We start from the raw sequence: 19,703 nt of genomic DNA on the forward strand, positions 1-19,703 counted from the left end.
GTCGAATGGGAGGAGAGCGAAATGAAAAGCTATTGCGTGGTGGAGTGGCACAAGCCCTTCGAGATGATCGAGCGCGAGGATCCCACCCCCCAGGGCCGCGAAGTGGTCGTGCGGGTGCGCCGCTCGGGCGTGTGCCACTCGGACGTGCACATCTGGGAGGGCTACTTCGACTACGGCGACGGCCAGAAGTTCCGCATGGAAGACCGCGGCATGAAGCTGCCGCACACGCTCGGCCACGAGATCCTGGGCGAGGTGATCGCCGCCGGCCCCGACGTGGTCGACCCGCCGATCGGCAAGACCATGCTGGTGCACCCCTGGATCGGCTGCGGCGAGTGCCGCGCCTGTCAGGAGGAGCGCGAGAACGACTGCCAGAAGATGCAGGCGCTCGGCGTGGCGCGCCCGGGCGGCTTCTCGACCCATGTGATCGTGCCGGACGCCAAGTTCCTGGTCGACATCGGCGACGTCGACCCGACCGTCGCCGCGCCCTACGCCTGCTCGGGCGTGACGGTCTACACCGCCCTCAAGAAGCTGCTGCCGATCCATGACGACGAGTGGCTGGCGGTGATGGGCGCGGGCGGCCTCGGCCTCGCCGCGATCACCATCGCCAAGGCGATGGGCTTCAAGAACGTGATCTCGGTCGACATGGGGCAGGAGAAGCTCGCCGCCGCCGTCGACATGGGCGCGGACGAGACCATCGACGTGCGCGACGAGGCCGACCCGCTCGCCGCGCTGCAGAAGAAGTCCCAGGGCAAGCTGCTGGCGGTGCTCGACACCGTGGGCATGGAGGCGACGGCGCAGCTCGGCTTCAACGGTCTGGTCAAGACCGGGCGCTACGTGATCGTCGGCCTGCACGGCGGCACCTTCAAGGCGCCGCTGCCCAAGCTGCCGCAGCTCGCGCTGACCGTGCGCGGCTCCTACGTGGGCTCGTGCAAGGACCTGCGCGAGCTGATGGAGCTGGTCAAGGCCGGCAAGGTGAAGTCGGTTCCGATCACCGTCCGCCCCCTGGAGAAGGCCTACGACACCATCGTCGACCTCGCCGAGGGCAACGTCGTGGGCCGCGTGGTCCTGACCACCGAGGCGTGACCGGCGCGCCCTGCGGAACCCCCGCGGACGGGCCCGACGATCCCCTTGGAAAACCAAGCGTTGCGCGGCCGACACGGCCGCGCATTTTTTTTGCGTTAACAAATTGCATTACGACCAAAGGGTTGCCGGCCGCGAGGCGGGATTCCGCGGCTTGGAACAACGGCGCCGGTTTGACGGCGAATGAGGCGCGCCTAGATCGAATGCTAAGGTTCACGAAGAAGAGGGTGTCATGGACAAGATCGAAGCGCTTCTTCTCAGTCTCGGCACGGTCGCCGGGCCTTTGATGACGCTGGTCGCCATGGCGATGCTCATCGTCGGGTGACCCCGTCGGATCACGCGAAAGCTTTTCTGGCCTCGGGCCCGTCGCTTGCCCTTTTGCGACGGGCCCATTTCGTTTCAGGGGGGCGTTCCGGGGGGCCGCGACCTCAGGCGTCGAGCGACCACAGGTCGTGGTGGTGCTCCAGCATCGGGTGCATCGCGACCCCCCTGGCCTGCGGGACCGCGTGGCGCACCAGCGTGCGCCAGTAGGGCTGCACGATGACGGCCGAGTCCTGCAGCCGGCGCTCGATCTCCTCCATCAGCGCGCGGCGGGTCTCGGGGTCGGGCAGGGCCAGCGCCTGGTCCAGCAGGGCGTCGAACTCGGGGTCCGAGAAGCCCGTCTCGTTCCAGGCCGCGCCCGAGCGATAGGCGAGCGCCAGCACCTGCACCCCCAGCGGGCGCATGTTCCAGTCGGTGGCGGCGAAGGGGAAGCGGGTCCAGCGCGACCAGTAGTCGGGCCCGGTGACCAGCGTGCGCTTCACCCTGATGCCGGCGTCGCGGAGCTGCGCCGCCACCGCGTCGGCGGTGGCGCGCCGCCAGTCGTCGTCGATCGAGATCAGCTCATGCTCGAAATCCGCCATCCCCGCTTCGGCCAGCAGGGCGCGGGAGCGCTCCGGGTCCGGGCGGCGGCGGGGGAGGGGGAAGTATTCGGGGTGCATCGGCCCGACATGGTGGTTCTCGGCCGGCCGGCCCTGGCCGGCGTAGCCGAGCTCGAGCACCACCTCCGGGTCCACCGCCGCCTGGATCGCCTGGCGCACGCGGGGATCGGCGTAGGGGGGGCGGCCGTCCACCTCGGCGGCCACGTTCATCCGGCAGGTGATGGTGGCGGCCGAGGGCGTCTCCCACCGGGTCAGCTCCATCGCGTCGAACAGCGCGACGAACTCGCCCGTGGTCTCGTAGACCATGTCGATGCGTCCGTCGCGCAGGGCCCGGCCCCAGGCGCGGGGGTCGGGGCCGAGGTCGTGATACTCGATCCGCTCCAGCGGCACGTCGCCCCCCCACCACTCGCCCCGCTTGACCAGCACCGCGCGCTCGCGCGGGACGATCTCCTCCAGGCGGTAGGGGCCGGTGCCGATGGGGGCGGTCGAGAGGTCGGCGCCCGCCGCCTCGAAGCCGCGATGCACGATCAGGGCGGGGTAGTCGGCGAAGCTGGGGATCAGGGTGACGTCGCCCATGCGCAGGCTCAGGCGGACGGTGTGGTCGTCGACCTGCTCGATGGCGCCGGCCGCGGCCTCGCCGGTCTCGGGGTCGATCAGGGCGGCCATGCGCGAGGCCATCGAGTTCCCCGGCGCCCCGGCCTGGCACCAGCGGGTCAGGTTGAAGACCACGTCGGCGGCGTCGAAGGCGTCGCCGTTCGACCAGGTCACGCCCTTGCGCACATGCAGGGTGCAGGCACGGGCGTCGTCGGCGACCTCCCAGTCCGCCAGCAGCCAGGGCTCGAACACGAAATCGGCGGTGTAGCGCACCAGCGGCTCGACAAAGCCGCGGGCGACGTTGCCCATCTCCGAGCCGTCGAAGGCCCGCGGGTCGGCCACGGGCTTCACCGGCATCTGGCAGCGCAGGGTTCCGCCCGGGGCCACGGTCTGCGCCCGCGCGCGCGGGGCCGGCAGCCCCAGCAGAGCGTGCGCCGCGGCGGCCGAGGCGCCGAGCGCGGTGGCCAGCCCCAGGAACTCCCGCCGGTCCATCCGTCCCGCCCTCGCCTCCCGCGCCCAGGGCTTCAACGCCGGGTGCAGGCGGCGGGAGGAGGGGCGGGGATCGTCGGTCATCTGGCGCAGGCTCCGGCCGGTTGCGGGACGGCGAGGCCGGCCCGGCGCCGGCCCGCCCCAGGGCGCGGTCCGAGCGTGGCGCCGGCGGGCCGGACGTTCAACTTCGCCGTGCAAGATGCGCCGCGCGGGGCGCTCGCCCAGCCTTGACGCGCCCCGTCGCGCCCGGCCGTGGCCCCGGGGACACGCCGCGCCGGGCCACGGGGGCGCGGGGTCGGGCGGGAGGAGGCGAGGGCCGCGGGCGTCCCACCGACGTCGGCGTAGGGGGCGTCGGGCGAGGGTCGCCCGCGCGCCCTCGCCCCGCCGAGGCGTTGCGGCGAGGGCGGAGAGGCTCCGGGTCAGGCCCGGGGCACGCCCTTGGCAGGGGGCGTTCCCGGGGTCTCGGGCGGAGCGCCCGGGGCGCTGGGTTCGCCCAGGGCGGCGGGCGGCGCGGGGCTCGCTCAGCCCCGGCGGCGACGGCGGCGGCCGCCGCCCGCATCGCCGCCGCCCGCGCCGCCGTAGGAGACGGCGGGCAGGGTCGCGACACGGCCGAGCTCGGGGTAGGGGGCGGTCTTGTGGGGGATCGCCATGGCGCCCACGAAATGCTCCTGGAAGCGGGGCTCGATGGCGGTCTCGATCTTCTCGATCCGGCGCACCACCTGCTCGATCTCGCGCCGCGCGCCCCGGTTCAGCAACGCGATGCGCGCGCCCGTGCCGGCGGCGTTGCCGGCGGAGGTGACCTTGTCCACCGCGCAGTCCGGGATCATGCCCAGCACCAGCGCGTGCAGGGGCGAGATATGGGCGCCGAAGGCGCCGGCCAGCACCACGCGGTCCAGCGTCTCGACCTCCATGCGGTCCATCAGCAGCTGCGCCCCTGCGGTCAGCGCCGCCTTGGCGAGCTGGATCGCGCGCACGTCGTTCTGGGTGACCGAGACCAGCGGCCCGCCCTCGGCGGTCCCGTCGTGCAGGACCCAGGCCCAGGTGCGCCCGTCCGCCACGCAACGCCCGGAGCCGGTCTGCTCGGGCGAGCCGATCACCCCGTCCTCGTCGATGATCCCGGCGAGGCGCATCTCGGCGATCGCCTCGATGATGCCCGAGCCGCAGATCCCGGTGATGCGGGAGGCGTCGAAGCCGGCCTCGTCCGACCACGCCTCCTGCCCGATGACGCGGAAGCGGGGCGCCTTGGTGGCGGGGTCGATGCGCACCCGCTCCACCGCGCCGTCGGCGGCGCGCTGGCCCGAGGAGATCTGCGCGCCCTCGAAGGCGGGGCCCGTGGGCGAGGAGCAGGCGAGCACCCGGTTGCGGTCGCCGAGCTGGATCTCGGCGTTGGTGCCCACGTCGACGATCAGCACAAGGTCGTCGGAGGTGTGCGGCGATTCCGAGAGCGCCACCGCGGCCGCGTCCGCGCCCACGTGGCCCGCGATGCAGGGCAGCAGGTAGACCTGCGCGTCGGGGTGGATGTCGAGCGAGAGCTCGGCCGCCGAGCAGCTCACCGCGTCCGAGGTCGCCAGCGCGAAGGGCGCCCAGCCGAGCTCCACCGGGTCGATGCCCAGCACCAGGTGGTGCATCACCGGGTTGCACACGATCACCGTCTCGAGGATGTCGGCGGGCTCGGCGCCGGCCTCCTTCGCGGTCCCGGCCAGCAGCTCGGCGAGCGCGCGGCGCACGGCGGCCGTCATCTCCTCGGCTCCGCCGGGGTTCATCATCGAATAGCTGACCCGGCTCATCAGATCCTCGCCGAAGCGGATCTGGGGGTTCATCACGCCGCCCGAGGCGCCGACCTCGCCGGTCTGAAGGTTCGCCAGATGACAGGCGATGGTGGTCGAGCCGAGGTCGATGGCCGCCCCCCAGACGGGCCGCTCGCGAAAGCCGGGCCAGACCTCGAGGATGCGGGGCGGGGCGCCCTCGGCGGGGGTGTGGACGGCGGCGGTGACCTTCCACCCGCCCTCGCGCAGCGCCTTCTGCAGGCGGTGCAGGAGCGGCAGGCCGGCCGTGGCCCCGCTCACCCCCCACTGCTCTTCGAGCGCGGTGCAGAGCCGCTCCAGGTCGCCGGAGGGAAGGTGCATGTCGGGCTCGGCCACCTCGACGAAATGCAGGCGGAGGGCGGGGTCGAGGGTGATCTCGCGCGCCTCGGCGCGCTTGCGCACGATCTGGCGGTGGACCTGGGACTCGGGCGGCACGTCGATCACCACGTCGCCCTGGATGGTGGCCTGGCAGCCGAGCCTGCGCCCCTCGGCGAGGCCGCGCTTGTCCTTGTAGCGCTGCTCGACCGTGTTCCACTCCGAGAGGGCCTCGGGGCGGGAGACGACGCCGTGCTTGGAGAACTCGCCGAAGCTGGGCGCGATCTGGCAGCGCGAGCAGATGCCCCGGCCGCCGCAGACCGAGTCGAGGTCCACCCCCAGCTTGCGCGCCGCCTGCAGCACCGGGGTCCCGACGGGCACCCGGCCGCGGCGGCCCGAGGGGGTGAAGATCACGAGAGGATCGGCGGGGGCGTCGGTCATGGCGGCTCCGATGGGCGGCTTCGAGGGGGAGTCCTAGACCGGCAGGGGCGGGGATGCGAGCCCGGGGGCGACGCATCGGGCGCCGGGGGCGGCCTGGAAGGGAGCGGTCTACAGGCGCCCTGCGGGCGGGCTTGGCTGCGTCGCGAGGGTGGGGGCGGGGTCGGGGATCGGCAACGGGGGGAGCCTCCGGCGGGCTCCTGACTCACCAAAGAACAAGCCCCGCGCCTGTCCTCCGGATCCGCCCATCGCGTCAGATGCCTGAGCGAGTCGCCCCCGTGGGTCAAGGACAAGCCCCCCTGCGGGGGGTCGCTGCGCGATCCTTGACCCCCGGGGGCGACTCGCTCTGATCGGCATCCGCGATGGACGGCTCCGGAGAACAGGCGCTCTGCGAGGGGGCGCCGGCGTCGCGCCGGGGCGCCCGGGCGTCGCGCGGGTTGCAGCGTCGACAGCTGTCGACTCGGGGGGAGCGGGGATCAGGGGCGGAACAGGGCGACGAGGCGGGCGCGGGCCTCGGGGGCGGCGCGGCGGTTGAAGGCGGGGGCCACCTGCGCGTCGAGGAAATGGCCGGTGGCGCGCAGGGCCAGCGCGATGTCGGGCTCGCCGTGCTTCGGGTCGCCCAGGAACAGGCGGGGCATGGGGAGCAGGCGGTCGGACCAGGGGCCGCCGGCCTCTCGGCTGACGGCGCGCCCGGTGCGCGGGCTGATCCAGGCGAGGTCGGCGTTGGGCCCCGAGGCGCCCGTCGCCGCGCACTGGGAGAGGTCGAGGCCATAGCCGAGCTCGCCCAGCAGCGCCAGCTCCCACAGGGCGTAGAGGGCGGGCCAGTCGGAGTCGGCGCCCAGCGCGTCGACCAGCGCGATCGTGCGGGCGTAGAGCTCGGGGTGCGGCTCGCGCTCGGGCAGGAAGGCCACCAGCAGGGCGCTGATCGCGGACATGGCGGCCAGCGAGCGGCGGTCGGACATGATCGCGGCGGCGCGGGAGCGGGCGGGCTCGACCCGCCAGGAGCCGAGGTGCTCTTCGAGGCGGGCGCGCCACTCGACCGAGAGCTGGGCGCCGGGCTGCAGCACCGGCGCCATGCGGCGGGAGCCTCCGCCGGGGGCGAGGCCGGCGTGGCGGCCGTGCTCGGCGGTCAGGATCTCCAGCACCGCGGCGCCCTCGCCGTGGCGGCGCACGGCCAGCAGCAGGCCCTCGTCGCGCCAGGTGGTGGCCATGGGGCTATTCGGCGGCGGCGATCATCTCGACCTCGACCAGGAACTCGGGGCGGGTGAAGCCCGTCACGATCACCAGCGTCGAGGCGGGAGGCGTGGGCAGGTCCGCCACGAAGGCGTCGCGGGCGGCCATGTAGCCGGCCATGTGCTCGCGCGCGGAGACGAAGGCGTTGAGACGGACGACGTTGGCCGGGGTCATCGAGGCCTCGGCCAGGATCTCGGCGAGGTTGGCGAAGCAGCGGGCGGCCTGGGCCTGCGCGCCCTCGGGGAGGGTGTCGTCGGGGGCGAGGCCGAGCTGGCCGGAGGCGAAGAGAAGGCGGGCGCCGGCGGTGACCTCGACGGCGTGGGCGTAGCGGGCGAAGGGGGGGCGGATGGAGGGCGGGGTGATCGGGATCATCGGCGGGGCTCCTGTTGGGGGCAGTCTGGCGGATGGGGGCGCGGGGGGCCAGTGGGGAGGACGCTCCTGACCCACCAGAGAACAGAAGCGCCCGCGCCTGTCCTCCGGATCCGTCTCTCGCTGAAGATGCCTGAGCGACTCGGTCGAAGCGGTCAAGGACAAGCCCGCCTGCGGCGGGTCGCTGCGCGATCCCTGACCGCTTCGACCGAGTCGCTCCGATCGGCATCAGCGAGAGACGGCTCCGGAGAACAGGCGCTCCCGGCGGGGCGTGGGGCCGGGGGCGCCGGAGGGCGGGCGGTCAGCGGATGCGGGCGATGCGGCGGCGGACGCGGGCGAGGAAGGCGCGGCGCTTCGGCTCGGGGACCGTGTCCATCGCGTGCAGGCCGAGCCAGAAGGTGCGGCAGGCGGGCGCGCAGCAGGCGCGCAGGCCGCGCAGGATGATCCGGCGGCCGGGCTGGCCCATGAAGCGCCACAGCCACCACGACGAGCCCAGCGTGCTGACCTGGCCGATCAGGCGGATGTGGGTCAGGCCCGGGCGGATGCCCGTGGTCTCGGTCGGCATCTGGAAGGCCACGTGGGGGACGAAGACCCGGTCGAGCCAGCCCTTGAGCATCGCCGGCGGGCCGTACCACCAGGTCGGATGCACGAAGATCAGCCCCTCGGCCCAGCGCACGTTCGCGAGATGCTCGGCCACCGGGACCTCGTTCGCCGCGGGCTCGTGGTAGCCGATGCGCTCCTCGCGGCGCATCACCGGGTCGAAACCCTCGGCGTAGAGGTCGGTGAGGCGGATCTCGTGGCCGGCCTCGCGGGCGGAGTCGATCACCGCGTCGCGCACGGCGGAGCCGAAGCTGCCCTCGACGGGGTGGCAGTAGACGATCAGCAGGCGCATGTCAGGCAGGCTGTTCCGTGGCGGGAGAGGCGGCGCGCCAGCGCCAGGCGGCATGGGCGGCGAGCGCGGAGAGCACCACCGCGCCCCCCGCGAACGTCCAGGGGCCCGGGTTCTCGCCGAGCACGATCCACACCAGGATCGGGCCCGTGACGACCTCGAGCAGCGTCAGCATCGAGGTCTCGGCCGCCGGCAGCCGGCGCGAGCCCCAAGAGATCAGGGCGATGGCCGCGGGCATGACGATCCCGCCCGAGACGAAGGCCCAGCCGATCTGCGCGGGCTCGGGCGCGCCGAAGCTTGCGAAGGGCAGGGCGAGCAGGCCGCCCAGCAGCCAGCCCGGGCCGATCACCGGCGTCGCGGAGGCGGCCTTCAGCCGGCGCAGGATCACGAAGAAGGAGGCGATGCAGAAGGCCGAGGCGAAGCCCGCCGCGATGCCGGTCAGCGACAGCGCGCCCTCCCCCCAGGCGCCCGCGGCGACGAGGCCGAGGCCGGCGGCGGTGGCGGCGATCGCGGCCGCCGTCTGCGGCGGGATCCGCTCGCCCAGGAAGGCGCGCGCCATCAGCGCGGCCAGCATCGGCGTGGCGGCGAAGGCCAGCATGGCGTTGGCCACGCTGGTCCACATGATCGACAGGGTGAAGAGCACCGTGGTCGCCGCCTCCAGCGCCAGCAGCGCCACGCCCCAGCGCCCCAGCCCGCGGATCGCCCGGGGCAGGCCGCGGCCGAAGACCGCGAGGCAGCCCAGCGTCAGCACCGTGCCGCCGAAGAAGCCCCGCAGGCTCGCCAGCGCGAAGCCGTCGAGGCCCGAAAGCCGCATCGCCAGCGCGTCGGGGGTGAAGACGAGCACCCCCAGCGCCACCACCAGCAGGCCGCGGCGCGACGCGGCGGCCGAGGGCGCGGCCTCGGGCGAGAGCACGGGGGCGGGGGAAAGCTCCGGCACGGCTCCGCCGCCGGGCATGGCGGGTCCGGGTTCGGGTCGAGGCATGAGAGGTCGTCCGAGGGCTGGTCGGCGGAAGCGGGCCGAGGCGCGGACGCTAGCGGCGATGTCTGTCATTGTCCATCGGGCGGCGGTGAAATCCGGGGGCGGGCGGGCGGGCGGCGTTGCAGATGAGTGCCGCGGGATCCGCGCAGGGTTCATGCGCGGCCCCGGCGGCGCTTGACGCGCCCCCTCCGGCCGGGTTCGGTTCGCCCCCGACAGACAAGGCCGGGTTCCCGCCGGCCGAGAGGAGGAAGATCATGACCGTCCTGTTCGTTCACGGCATCGGCGCCGGCAAGGAGACCTTCGAGGAGGTCGTGCCCCTGGTTCCCGGCTCCCAGGCGCTCGACATGCCCGGCTGGGGGGACGAGCCCTGGGGCGGTCCGGCCTCGTTCCCCGCGCTCGCCGACTGGCTGGCGGGCAAGATCGACGCGGCGGGCGGCGAGGCGGTGATCTTCGGGCATTCCTTCGGCGGCATGCTGGCGCTGGAGACGGCGCTGACCCATCCGGGCAAGGTCAAGGCTTTCGTCGCCTGCGCCACCTCGCCGGCCTTCGGCGGGCGCGACCCCAGCTTCGCCGAGCAGTTCCTGGCCGCGCGCCTGAAGCCGCTGGACGAGGGGATGACGATGCCCGAGCTGGCCCGCCGCTCCTCCGAGCAGATGGCCGGGTCCGGCGTCTCGCCCGAGCGGATGGAGCGGTTCGCGGCCTCGATGGGGCGGCTCGACGAGACGGTCTATCGCGACGTGGTCCGCTGCCTGACCACGTTCAACCGTCGCGACGACCTGGAGAAGGTCAGCCAGCCGGTCCTGTGCCTCGCCGCCGACGCCGACGAGACGGCGCCGGCGAAGACCATGGAGAAGATGGCCGCCAAGCTGCCCAAGGGCGAGTTCCAGGTGTTGCCCGGCGGCCACCTGCTGCCCGTCCAGTCGCCCGAGGCCACGGCCGAGGCGGTGAACGCCTTCCTCGCGAAGCTCTGAGCGGTCCGAGCGCGGCGGTCGTCACGGGAGCGCCCCGGGCCTGACCCGGGTCCTCTCGGCGCCCGCCGGGCGCGTCGGCCGCCGGCGTCGCGCCGACCTCGCCGTCCTGCGCCAGGCGCGACGGCGGGCAGAAAGCCCCGGGTCGAGCCCGGGGCGCCTGCTGGGCGGGCGCTTCGCGGAACGGCGGGGACGGGGCGCCCGCGGCCGGCTCAGGCCGGGCGGCGGGCGATCACCAGGTGGCCGGGCTCGGGGTTCCCGAGGTTGGTGCGGATCGTCCAGGGCTCCAGCGCCGCGATCTCGAAGCCGGCCTCGGCGAGGGCGCTGCGGATGTAGCGCTCGGAGTGGTGGAAGCGCTGGTGGGGGCCCACGGTCCAGCCGGAGGGCGGGAAGGCGTCCTCGGGCAGGGTCTCGGTCGAGAAGGCGAACAGCCCGCCGGGGACGAGCTGGGCGAAGGCGCCTGCGAAAAGCTCCTCCAGCGCGCCGAGATACGGCAGAACGTCGGCCGCGGCGATCAGGTCCCAGGGGCCGGAGACGTCGCCGTCCTCGTCCTCCTGCGGGGCATGGAGGAAGGCGACCGCGTCGCCCACGTAGAGCGCGTCGTAGAGGCCGCGCTCGTCCGCCTCGCCCAGCATCTCCTCCGACAGGTCGAGGCCGGTGGAATGCCCCCGCTCCGCCGGCAGGGCCGCGTCGAGGGCGGCGGCCATCAGGCCGGTGCCGCAGCCGAGGTCGAGGAAGCTCGGCTCGGCGCCGGCGGGCAGCCGTTCGGCCAGCATCTCCGCGAGCCGGGTGGGGGCCCGGTAGCCGAGCTGGCCCACCAGGATCTCCTCGAAGGAGGCGGCGTGCTGGTCGAAGAGCGTCGCCACATAGGCGGGGGGCGCGCGGTCGGGCGCCTCGCCCCGCTGAAGGGAGGCGATGCGCACGGCGGCGCCGCCGTGGTCCTCGGGGTCCAGCGCCAGCACCTCGCGCCAGGCCTCGGCGGCGGCGTCGGCCTCTCCGGCCTTCTCCAGCGCCAGGGCCCTGGCGTAGGCGGCTTCCAGCGGGTCGGTCGGGGCGTCTTCGGTCTCTGCGGTCACCGGGTGGAGTTCCTGAGCGGGGTCTCGGGCACGGCGACGACGTTCGGCGTGGCGTAGCCGACGAGGTCGTCGGGCCCCTCGTAGCTGTAGTCGAGCACGTGGTCCCCGCCGCGGCGCAGCACCTCGCGCCCGGTGCGGGTGGGGGCCAGGGGATAGGCCATGATCCGCGCGCGCAGCGGTCGGTTCTGCGCGTCGCTGGCGATCACCGCGGCCCCGTGGCGGGTGTAGCGCTCCGAGGCGTAGCCGTCGGTCGGGCCGCGGTTCCAGCCGTCGGGGTTCCCCCGGGCGTCGTACTGGTAGATGTCGCGCCACTTCCGCTCGGGCCAGAGCCAGGGGTCGGCGTATTCGGCCTGGGTCTCGGCGCCGTCGTAGCTGATCGTCCGGATCCGGCCGTCGGCGTCGTATTCGCGCTCCTGCCGCGGGGGGAAGGCGACCGAGACGAAGGCCGGCGCGGACAGAGGCGCGCCCTCGACCTCGGCGAAGACCGCGATGTCGACGCGGTGCGAGCGCAGGCCCCGCGGCGGGGCGGCGACCGTATCGTGCCAGTCGACCTCGATCTGCGCGCGCTCGCCCCGCTCGCCGGCCGGGGTCACGCGCACCTTGTCGGGATCGCCGCGCAGCACCCGCCAGCGGAAGGCGACGGGGCGCCCCTCGGGCCCGTTGCGCGCGGCGGCGGCGACCTCGAGGCGCAGGGTGCGCCCCGTGCCGCGGAAGGCGCGGGCGATCGCCGAGGGGGTGTCGAACAGCGTCTCCGACAGGCCGTCGCCGAACAGGGTGATGCCGGGCGTCGGCTGGCTCTCCTGCAGGACCTGGAGGGTGACGAGCGGGGGGATCTGATCGGGCGTCAGCGCGTTCGCCATCTCGATCATCCGCAAGGGCTCGGCGGTCTTGGGATCGAAGACGGTGGGGTGGGCGGCGGCGGAGAGGTAATCCTCGTCGGTCTCGATCCCCTCCTGCCCGCGCCGCCACAGCATCTGCAGGGTGGGGGCGATCATCCGCCGGCGGATCAGCTCGGCCTTGGTGTCGGGGCGCAGCGCCGCCAGCATCATCGCCACCGCGCGCATCGCGGTGTGGGGCGAGCCGGAGCTGCCCTGGCTGACGATCATGTAGGGCGTGTTGGCGGGGAACACATCGCCGTAGAAGCCGTCGTGGTCCTTGTGCTCGGGGTAGATGTAGAGCTGGTTCGAGGCGTACTCGCGCCACAGCTCCTTCGGCGCGCCGGCCTTGGTCAGCCCCAGCCGCGCCATGCTGCGCCAGTAGGGCTTGCCGGTGTAGGCGGTCGAGGAGTTGCCGAAGATCGGCGGATAGTCCTCCCCGTCGAGCGAGACGGCGATGCCCTCGGCCAGGCCGTGGCCGAAGCCCTGGGCGCGCACGGCGGGCGAATGCTCGAGCCGCAGCAGCTGGCGGAAGACCCCGACCGGCAGGCGGGCGTGGTCGTCGTCGCGGTTCTCGTAGAAGTCGCCGCGGTTGCCGCTGGCGGCGCCCGAGGCGACCAGCCGGCGCAGCGCCTGCGCCTCGGGCGAGTCGCCGCCCATCACCAGCGGCTCGGGGCCGGTCGCGGCGGGCAGGATGAAGGCGGCGCGGACCACGCCGTCGACCTCGGACCAGGCGCTGTTCGATTCGGCGATCACCGCCTCGCCGTCGACGATCGGGGCGGGGATCATGACCGGCGCCGGGCGCGCGGTCCCGGGCGCGGGGCCCTGCATCGAGGCCAGCGCGGCCTGGAAGGCGGGGCGGCCCTGCAGGGGGGCGAAGACCTGGGCGCCGACGATCTGCTCGGGGCTGCGGAAGCCCGCGTCGGCGGCGGCCTGGAGCTGGGCCTCGGCCTCCTCCAGCCGGCCCTGGCGGGCGCGCAGCTGCGCCAGCGCCACGCGCAGGCCCTGCATCTTCGGCCAGACGGCGACGGCGCGCTGCAGGGCGGCGTCGCCCTCCACCGGTCGGCCGTCCTGGAACGCCTCGCGGATCTCGCCGAGCTGGGCCTGGAAGCGGGGGCGCTGGAAGACCGGCACCTCTTCAGGGGTGGCGGCTTCGCGGGCGACGCGGGCGGCGTCCTCGCGGGCCTCGGCCTCGCGTTTCGCGCGCGCCTCGCGCTTCGCCTTGGCGTCGCCGCCGGTCTCCTGGGCGGAGGTCGGACCGGCGCCGAACGGCGCCCCCTCCCACGGCGACAGGACGGCGCCGCCCAGGACCGCGAGCGCGACGAGCGCGACGAGGCCGGCGGCCCGGCGGGGGCGCCCGGCGGCGGCGCGCGGAAGGCGGTCGGTCCAGCGGCGGCGACGGGTCAAACAACGGCTCCACAGATCGGCGGCGCGGTCGGCGGACCATGGACCGCGCCGCACCCCGCCGCAACCCGCGGCGGAGTCGCGGCCCGCGCCGCCCTCATCCCTCCGCCGCCATCGCCAGCGGGTCGAAGCTGCGCGGCGCCACGTCCAGCCGGTGCACGAAGCCGCCGGCGATCTCGGGGAACAGGCGGCGCACCAGCGGGTCGTGGCCAGGGATCACCAGCCCGGGCTGGGAGGCGAGCGCCTGGATCCGCCCGTAGCCCGCCAGCGTCTCCTCCATGTCGACGACGATGGGAAACGGCCGCCCCTGCAGGTAGTTGGCATAATAGTGGGAGGCGTCGGAGGCGAGGCACAGCCACCCCTCGCGGGTGCGCACCCGCACCGCCTGCAGCCCGCGGGAATGGCCGCCGATGCGGTGCACGGTGACGCCGGGGGCGACCTCGGCGTCGCCGTCGTGGAAGATCACCCGGCCGGAGAACACGTGGCGCACCATCTCGCAGACGTGCTCGGCGGTGAACGGGTGGCGCAGGTGCTCGTGGCACATGCAGGGGCCGGTGGCGAAGGCCATCTCGGCGGCCTGCAGGTGGAAGGTCGCGGCCGGATAGCGGTGCAGCCCGCCGGCGTGGTCGTAGTGCAGGTGGGTGACGATCACCGTGTCCACCGTCTCGGGCGAGAGGCCCAGCGGCGCCAGCGCTTCGTGCGGGGCGCGCTCGATCACCCGGCCGCGGCGGGCGCCCTCCTCGGCCTCGAAGCCGGTGTCGACCAGGATCGCCCGCTCGCCCGAGCGCAGCACCCAGGTGAAATAGTCGAGCGGCATCGGCCCGTCGTGCGGATCGCCGCCGATGAAGGCCTCGGCCCGCCTGCGCGCGGTCACCTCGCCGTACTTCAGGGCGTAGACCTCCCAGGTCCCGTCCATGCCGTCTCCTCCCGTGCGTTTCTGGTGCGGGCAGAGTGGCGGGACGGGGCCGGGATGGGAAGCCCGAAGGGGGTCGCCCTCCGGGCCCGGGGGTCAGCGCACCGGGGGCTTGCGGTCGGCCCAGGGCCGCGCCCGCTCCAGATCGGCGCAGAGCGACATCAGCATCGCGTCCTCGCCGAAGGCGGAGGCGAGCTGCACCCCGATCGGCAGCCCCTCGGCGTTCCAGTGGAGCGGGACAGAGGCCGCCGGCTGGCCCGAGACGTTGAAGGCCGCCGTGAAGGGCGAATAGTCCGCCACCCCGCCGGGCCCGAAGCGGAACGCCTCGAAGTCGCCGTGGGCATGGGTGAAGCGGCCGCATTCGGCGGGCGGTTCCCCAAGGGTAGGGGTCAGCAGCACGTCCATATCCGAAAGATAGCGCGCGAAGGCGCGGCCGAAGGCGTGGATGGTCTCGATGGCGGCGAGGTAGTCGGCGCCCGAGATCGTCTCGGCCAGCCGCTTGGCGTCGAGCGCCAGGGGCTCGACCTCGCCCGGCTGGATCGGCCGGCCGCGGGCGGCCTCGATGGCCTGCAGCGTGCGCGCGGTCCCGGCCGAGATCACCCGGGCGGTGGCGCGCAGCATGCCCATCACGTCGGCCTCGGGCAGCGAGGCCTCGAACACCTCGTGGCCCATCGAGGCGAGCAGGTCGGCGGCGTCCTCGGCCGCGGCCTTCGCGTCGGCATGGATCGGGGCGCCGGTGAAGGTGGTGGTCAGGAAACCGATGCGCAGCTTGCCCGGCGCGCGGTCGGCGGCCTGGGCGTAGCTGATCTCCATCGGCGGCGCGCAGTAGGGATCGCCCGGCATCGGGCCCGAGACCACGTCCATCAGGGCGGCGTTGTCGCGAACGGATCGCGTGACGAAGCCCGAGGACGACAGCCCCGCCCAGCCCTCGCCCACGCTCGGCCCCTGGCTGATCCGCGCGCGCGTCGGCTTGAAGCCGAAGAGCCCGCAGGAGGAGGCCGGGATCCGGGTCGAGCCCGCCCCGTCGGAGGCATGCGCCGCCGGCAGCACCCGCGCGGCCACCGCCGCCCCCGAACCGCCGGAGGAGCCGCCCGAGGTCCGCCCGAGGTTCCAGGGGTTGCGGGTGGGGCCGCCGTAGACCGCGCTCTCGGTCGCGGGGCCGCAGCCGAACTCGGGCGAGGTCCCGCGCCCGAAGGTGACCAGGCCTGCGTCGCGGAGCCGGGCGTAGAAGTGGGAATCGAAGGTCGGCTGCGAGCCCGCCAGCAGCTTCGACCCCGACGAGACCGGGAAGCCCACCGCCGCCGCGCCCAGGTCCTTGAGCACGAAGGGCACGCCGCGGAACGGCCCCTCGGGCAGGCCCTCGGCGATCAGGGCGCGGGCCGTCTCGGGGACGAGGTTGACCAGGGCGTTGATCTGCGGGTTCACCCGCTCGGCGCGGGCCAGCGCCTCGTCCAGCAGCTCGGACGGCGTGACCTCGCCCTTCGCGACAAGGCCCGCGAGGGCGGTGGCGTCGAGATCTTCGTAGGCGTCGGAGAGGGACATGGCGCAGGCTCCGCTGGCAGAGGGGACGGCCCATGATGGCCCCCAACGCCCGCGGAGAAAAGATCCAACACGCCCGTATCGCGAGGCGATCCGGCCACCGCCCTCAGTCCGCGTGGCAGGCCGAGGCCTCGACCACCCGCCCGTCGGGCCCGAGGCGCAGCGTCTCCAGCGCCTCCACCCCGCGGTGGTTGCGGTAGGCGATGGCGAGCATCCCGTGGCCCGCGTAGACCTGCGTCACCGTGAAGGCGAGGTCGGGCTGGCGGGCGAGCGCCGCGCCCCAGTAGGCGCGCAGGGCCTCGAGGCCGCGCACCTCCCCCGATCCGACCAGCGCCGCCGCCTTGCGCGAGCGGAACACGACGTCGGGCGCGTAGTGGGCCAGGATCCGGTCGAGGTCATGGCTGTTCCAGGCGGCCTCCCAGTCCTCGGCGAAGGCGCGGGCGGCCTCGAGGTCCATGGCCCTACTCGTCTCCGGAGGTGGGGTCGGGGGCGGCGAGACCGCGGAAGATCGCGGCCGCGGTCGGCTCCCAGGCGTCGGGGCGGTCGGGGTCGGGGGCCAGCATCTTGCCGGTGCGCGCCGATTCCTCCACCGCCAGCGCGGCCGCGAGGCTCATCAACGCGTCGTCCGCATCGACCAGCGGCGCCGCCTCGCCCCGGGCGACCCGGGCGAAATGGTCGAGCTGCGCCGCCCGCGGGTCCAGCGTCGGACTGGGCAGGGGCAGGCGCGACAGCGCGCGGGACCAGTCGCCCTTGCCCGCGCCGTTGTGGCGCCAGTAGGTCAGCGAGGGCAGGGACATCGCCCCCTCGGAGCCCACCAGGCGCAGCGCGTCCTCGCCGCTGCGCGCGATGTCCTCGTCGTCGCCGGTTCCCGCCTCCCAGCCCCAGGGCGAGAGCGCGACCGAGCTCAGCAGCGCCGTGGCCAGCGCGCCGGAGCGGAAGCGCAGCACCGCGCCGGCCGAGTCCGTCTCCGGCGACTGCGGCGTCGCGCGCGAGGTCAGCGCGCAGACCGAGACGATGTCGCCGATCAGCCAGCGCAGCAGGTCGACCTCGTTGGCGAACTGGGTCAGCGCGGCGCCCGAGCCCGAGCGCACCCGCCAGGCGAAGCCGCCGCCGTCCTCGGGCTGGCGCAGCATCCAGACCGCGTCGGCGGCCACGATCCGGCCCAGCAGCCCGCCCCGCGCGGCCTCGCGCGCGGCGGCGACGGCGGGATGGTGGCGGCGGTGGTGGCCCACCAGCAGGGGCGCGCCGGAGCGGGCGTAGGCGTCGCGGATGCGGCGGCCGTCGCGCAGCGACTGCGACAGGCCGCGGTCGGTCAGCGTCGGCAGGCCGCGCGCGGCCACCGCCTCGGCGGTCGAGGCGCGGCTGGCGATGGGCAGGGCGATGATCGCGGCGGCCACGCCGGCGGGCGCCTCGTCGAGCTCTGCCGCCACGGGAAACCCCGCCTCGGCCGCCCGCTCGCGCGCGCTGTCGGCGGGGTCGATGACCGCGAGCAGGGACAGCCCCTCGCAGTCGGCGGCGAGGCGCGCCTGGCGCAGGCCCTCGCGGCCGGCGCCGATGACGACGACGGGGACCCGGGCGCTCATGCCGGCACGCACGTCCCGGGGCGCGGCCGTGGCTGAGAGGGGAATGGCTTCGGCGTCGACATGAACGGAGTCTATAGGCAGATCAATCGAGGGCGGAAAAGGCTGCACGCATTCGCTTGACGCAACGTACTGACGGCAACCCGGGGTGGATCGGCGCCATTGCGACTCGCATCTGCATCATTGTGGAACAATACACCACCTGATGCCGGTTGGGGCGGGGCCGCGCCCTTCGGCCGCCCCCGCCCCGCTCGCGGTCCCGGGCGGGCCGGGACATGAAGAAGCCCGCCGGCGTCGCCGGCGGGCTGCTGTCGCATCGCGATCCGGCGAGAGGTCAGGCGGCTTCGCTGCGCCGGTCGCTCTCGGCCTCGTCGTCTTCGGTCGAGACGCTGCGGCCCAGGATCCGCTCCAGGTTCACTTCGCGCAGCATGAAGGCGGGGACGTGGTCGCCCATGCCCACCACGGGGCCGCGGCGGCGCCCGCCCCGGTCGTTGCGGTCGGCGTTCCGATCCGGGGTCCGCTCGGCCGAGCGGTCGGCGGCGCGCTCGTCGCGGTCCCGCTCGCGTTCGCGGCGGGCGGGGCGCTCCTCGCGCTCGGCATTGCGCTCGGCGGCGCGCGGGGCGGGGGCGGCGTCGCGGGGATCCTCGACGGGGGCCGCGTCGCGCGGGTCGTCCGAGGCGGCCTTGCGGCGGCGCGAGCTGCGGCGACGCTCCTTGGGGGCCTCCTCGGCCTCGGGCGCCTCGGCGGGCGCGGCGGCCTCGGGCTCCGACGCGGCGGTCTCGACCTCGGGCGTCTCGGCCTCGTCCTTCTTGCGGCCGCGCGCGGTGCGGGCCCGGCGGCGGGAGGCGCGGGCGGCCTCGCGCTCGGACGGTTCGGGGGCGCCCGCGGTCTCCTCGACCTCGGGCTCGGCCTCGGCGGTCAGGGGGCTGTCCATCTTCGGCACTTCCTTGCCGATCATCTCCTCGATCTTGGCGAGGTGCTTCTCCTCGTGCGGGAAGCAGATCGAGATCGCCTTGCCCTTGCGCCCGGCGCGGCCGGTGCGCCCGATCCGGTGGACGTAGTCCTCGGAGTGGATGGGCATGTCGAAGTTGATCACGTGGGAGACCGAGGGGATGTCGAGCCCGCGGGCGGCCACGTCGGAGGCGACCAGCACCGTGATCTCGCCCGAGCGGAACCCGTCCAGCGTGCGGGTGCGCACCGACTGGTCGAGGTCGCCATGCAGGGCGCCCACGTTGAAGTCATGCTTCTTGAGCGACTTGTAGACCACGTCCACGTCCCGCTTGCGGTTGCAGAAGACGATGGCGTTGGTCAGGCTCTCGCCCTCGTTGCGCAGCAGGCGGCGCAGGATCTCGCGCTTGTCGCCGTCCGAGCGGTCCTTGCGCGACGGCTTGTGACGGACCACGGCCTGGGTGATCGTCTCGGCCGTGCTCGCCTGGCGCGCCACCTCGACCCGCTGCGGGTTGTGCAGGAAGGTCTCGGTCAGGCGGGTGATCTCGGGGGGCATGGTCGCCGAGAAGAACAGCGTCTGACGGGTGAAGGGCAGCAGGCCGAAGATCCGCTCGAGGTCCGGGATGAAGCCCATGTCGAGCATCCGGTCGGCCTCGTCGACCACCATCACCTGCACCCCGGTCAGCATCAGCTTGCCGCGCTCGAAATGGTCGAGCAGGCGGCCGGGGGTGGCGATCAGCACGTCGACGCCGCGGTCGATCAGCTTGTCCTGGTCCTTGAACGAGACGCCGCCGATCAGCAGCGCCATCGTCAGCTTGTGGTGCTTGCCGTAGGTCTCGAAGTTCTCGGCCACCTGGGCGGCGAGCTCGCGCGTGGGGCACAGGATCAGCGAGCGCGGCATGCGCGCCTTGGCCCGGCCCTGGGCCAGGATCGTGATCATCGGGATGGTGAAGGCCGCGGTCTTGCCGGTGCCGGTCTGGGCGATGCCCAGCACGTCGCGGCCCATCAGGGCATGGGGAATCGCCTGCGCCTGGATCGGCGTGGGCGTCTCGTAGCCGGCCTCTTCGACGGCCTGCAGCACCTTGGGGTCGAGATCGAGATCGGAGAATTTCATTAACGGTCCTTTGCGGAGTGGATCTGCGGTCACGTGAGTGGACCGCTGTTCTCCGCGCGGTCCCGTCGTCGCGCGCCCGGACGGCGCGTCTGGCGGCCTATTTGCCCAGATGGACGCGAAAGTCAACGAAACCGGCGCGAAACGGGCGGATTGGACGCAGATTTCCTTTCGCCGT

15 protein-coding genes are annotated in these 19,703 nt (G+C 74.1%); 2 read left to right on the forward strand and 13 right to left on the reverse strand.

Annotated features, from left to right (window positions below):
• The first annotated feature begins 21 nt into the window (after window positions 1-21).
• Window positions 22-1,083 (forward strand): alcohol dehydrogenase, encoded by a 1,062-nt coding sequence (locus tag BM064_RS18130; RefSeq protein ID WP_092861913.1) that lies wholly within the window; start codon window positions 22-24, stop codon window positions 1,081-1,083.
• A gap of 425 nt (window positions 1,084-1,508) precedes the next feature.
• Here BM064_RS18130 and BM064_RS18135 read toward each other — a convergent pair whose 3' ends face one another.
• The 6 genes from BM064_RS18135 to BM064_RS18160 all read right to left on the reverse strand — a co-directional run bounded on the left by BM064_RS18135 (window position 1,509) and on the right by BM064_RS18160 (window position 9,087).
• Window positions 1,509-3,167: an ABC transporter substrate-binding protein gene (locus tag BM064_RS18135; RefSeq protein ID WP_092861915.1), complete on the reverse strand. Its 1,659-nt coding sequence runs from the start codon at window positions 3,165-3,167 to the stop codon at window positions 1,509-1,511.
• Window positions 3,168-3,604: 437 nt separating this feature from the next.
• A complete protein-coding gene (locus BM064_RS18140; protein WP_092861917.1) occupies window positions 3,605-5,644 on the reverse strand; it encodes an ASKHA domain-containing protein in 2,040 nt (679 codons plus the stop codon).
• Window positions 5,645-6,117: 473 nt separating this feature from the next.
• Window positions 6,118-6,852, reverse strand: a complete 735-nt coding sequence (gene recO / locus BM064_RS18145) for a DNA repair protein RecO (protein ID WP_092861919.1) — start codon at window positions 6,850-6,852, stop codon at window positions 6,118-6,120.
• Between the two features lie 4 nt (window positions 6,853-6,856).
• On the reverse strand, window positions 6,857-7,246 hold the full coding sequence (locus BM064_RS18150; RefSeq protein WP_092861921.1) for a RidA family protein: 390 nt from the start codon (window positions 7,244-7,246) through the stop codon (window positions 6,857-6,859).
• Window positions 7,247-7,544: 298 nt separating this feature from the next.
• The gene (locus BM064_RS18155) at window positions 7,545-8,135 is read right to left on the reverse strand and encodes an NAD(P)H-dependent oxidoreductase (RefSeq protein ID WP_092861923.1); all 591 of its coding nucleotides are present in this window, start codon (window positions 8,133-8,135) and stop codon (window positions 7,545-7,547) included.
• Window position 8,136: 1 nt separating this feature from the next.
• The gene (locus BM064_RS18160; RefSeq protein ID WP_177236317.1) at window positions 8,137-9,087 is read right to left on the reverse strand and encodes a DMT family transporter; all 951 of its coding nucleotides are present in this window, start codon (window positions 9,085-9,087) and stop codon (window positions 8,137-8,139) included.
• 278 nt (window positions 9,088-9,365) lie between these two features.
• Between BM064_RS18160 and BM064_RS18165 the strand changes: the two genes are divergently transcribed.
• Complete coding sequence (locus BM064_RS18165) at window positions 9,366-10,082, forward strand: alpha/beta fold hydrolase (RefSeq protein ID WP_177236318.1); 717 nt, start codon at window positions 9,366-9,368, stop codon at window positions 10,080-10,082.
• 209 nt (window positions 10,083-10,291) lie between these two features.
• Here BM064_RS18165 and BM064_RS18170 read toward each other — a convergent pair whose 3' ends face one another.
• The 7 genes from BM064_RS18170 to BM064_RS18200 form a co-directional block, all read right to left on the reverse strand.
• Window positions 10,292-11,155: a class I SAM-dependent DNA methyltransferase gene (locus BM064_RS18170; protein WP_092861927.1), complete on the reverse strand. Its 864-nt coding sequence runs from the start codon at window positions 11,153-11,155 to the stop codon at window positions 10,292-10,294.
• Window positions 11,152-13,437, reverse strand: coding sequence for a hypothetical protein (locus BM064_RS18175; protein ID WP_092861929.1), 2,286 nt, complete (start codon window positions 13,435-13,437; stop codon window positions 11,152-11,154). The genes BM064_RS18170 and BM064_RS18175 overlap by 4 nt, the downstream gene beginning before the upstream one ends.
• Before the next feature lie 94 nt (window positions 13,438-13,531).
• Window positions 13,532-14,350, reverse strand: a complete 819-nt coding sequence (locus BM064_RS18180; protein WP_092861931.1) for an N-acyl homoserine lactonase family protein — start codon at window positions 14,348-14,350, stop codon at window positions 13,532-13,534.
• A 93-nt stretch (window positions 14,351-14,443) separates the two neighbouring features.
• Window positions 14,444-15,889 carry an amidase gene (locus BM064_RS18185; protein ID WP_092861933.1) on the reverse strand — a complete coding sequence of 482 codons (1,446 nt, stop codon included), beginning with the start codon at window positions 15,887-15,889 and terminating at the stop codon, window positions 14,444-14,446.
• A gap of 103 nt (window positions 15,890-15,992) precedes the next feature.
• Window positions 15,993-16,343, reverse strand: coding sequence for a YybH family protein (locus BM064_RS18190; protein WP_092861935.1), 351 nt, complete (start codon window positions 16,341-16,343; stop codon window positions 15,993-15,995).
• Window positions 16,344-16,347: 4 nt separating this feature from the next.
• Window positions 16,348-17,469 carry a Gfo/Idh/MocA family protein gene (locus BM064_RS18195; protein ID WP_092861937.1) on the reverse strand — a complete coding sequence of 374 codons (1,122 nt, stop codon included), beginning with the start codon at window positions 17,467-17,469 and terminating at the stop codon, window positions 16,348-16,350.
• Between the two features lie 331 nt (window positions 17,470-17,800).
• Window positions 17,801-19,528, reverse strand: coding sequence for a DEAD/DEAH box helicase (locus BM064_RS18200; RefSeq protein WP_092861939.1), 1,728 nt, complete (start codon window positions 19,526-19,528; stop codon window positions 17,801-17,803).
• Between the last annotated feature and the right edge of the window lie 175 nt (window positions 19,529-19,703).

The sequence above is a fragment of the Albimonas pacifica genome (assembly GCF_900113695.1).
GTDB classification, from domain to species: domain Bacteria; phylum Pseudomonadota; class Alphaproteobacteria; order Rhodobacterales; family Rhodobacteraceae; genus Albimonas; species Albimonas pacifica.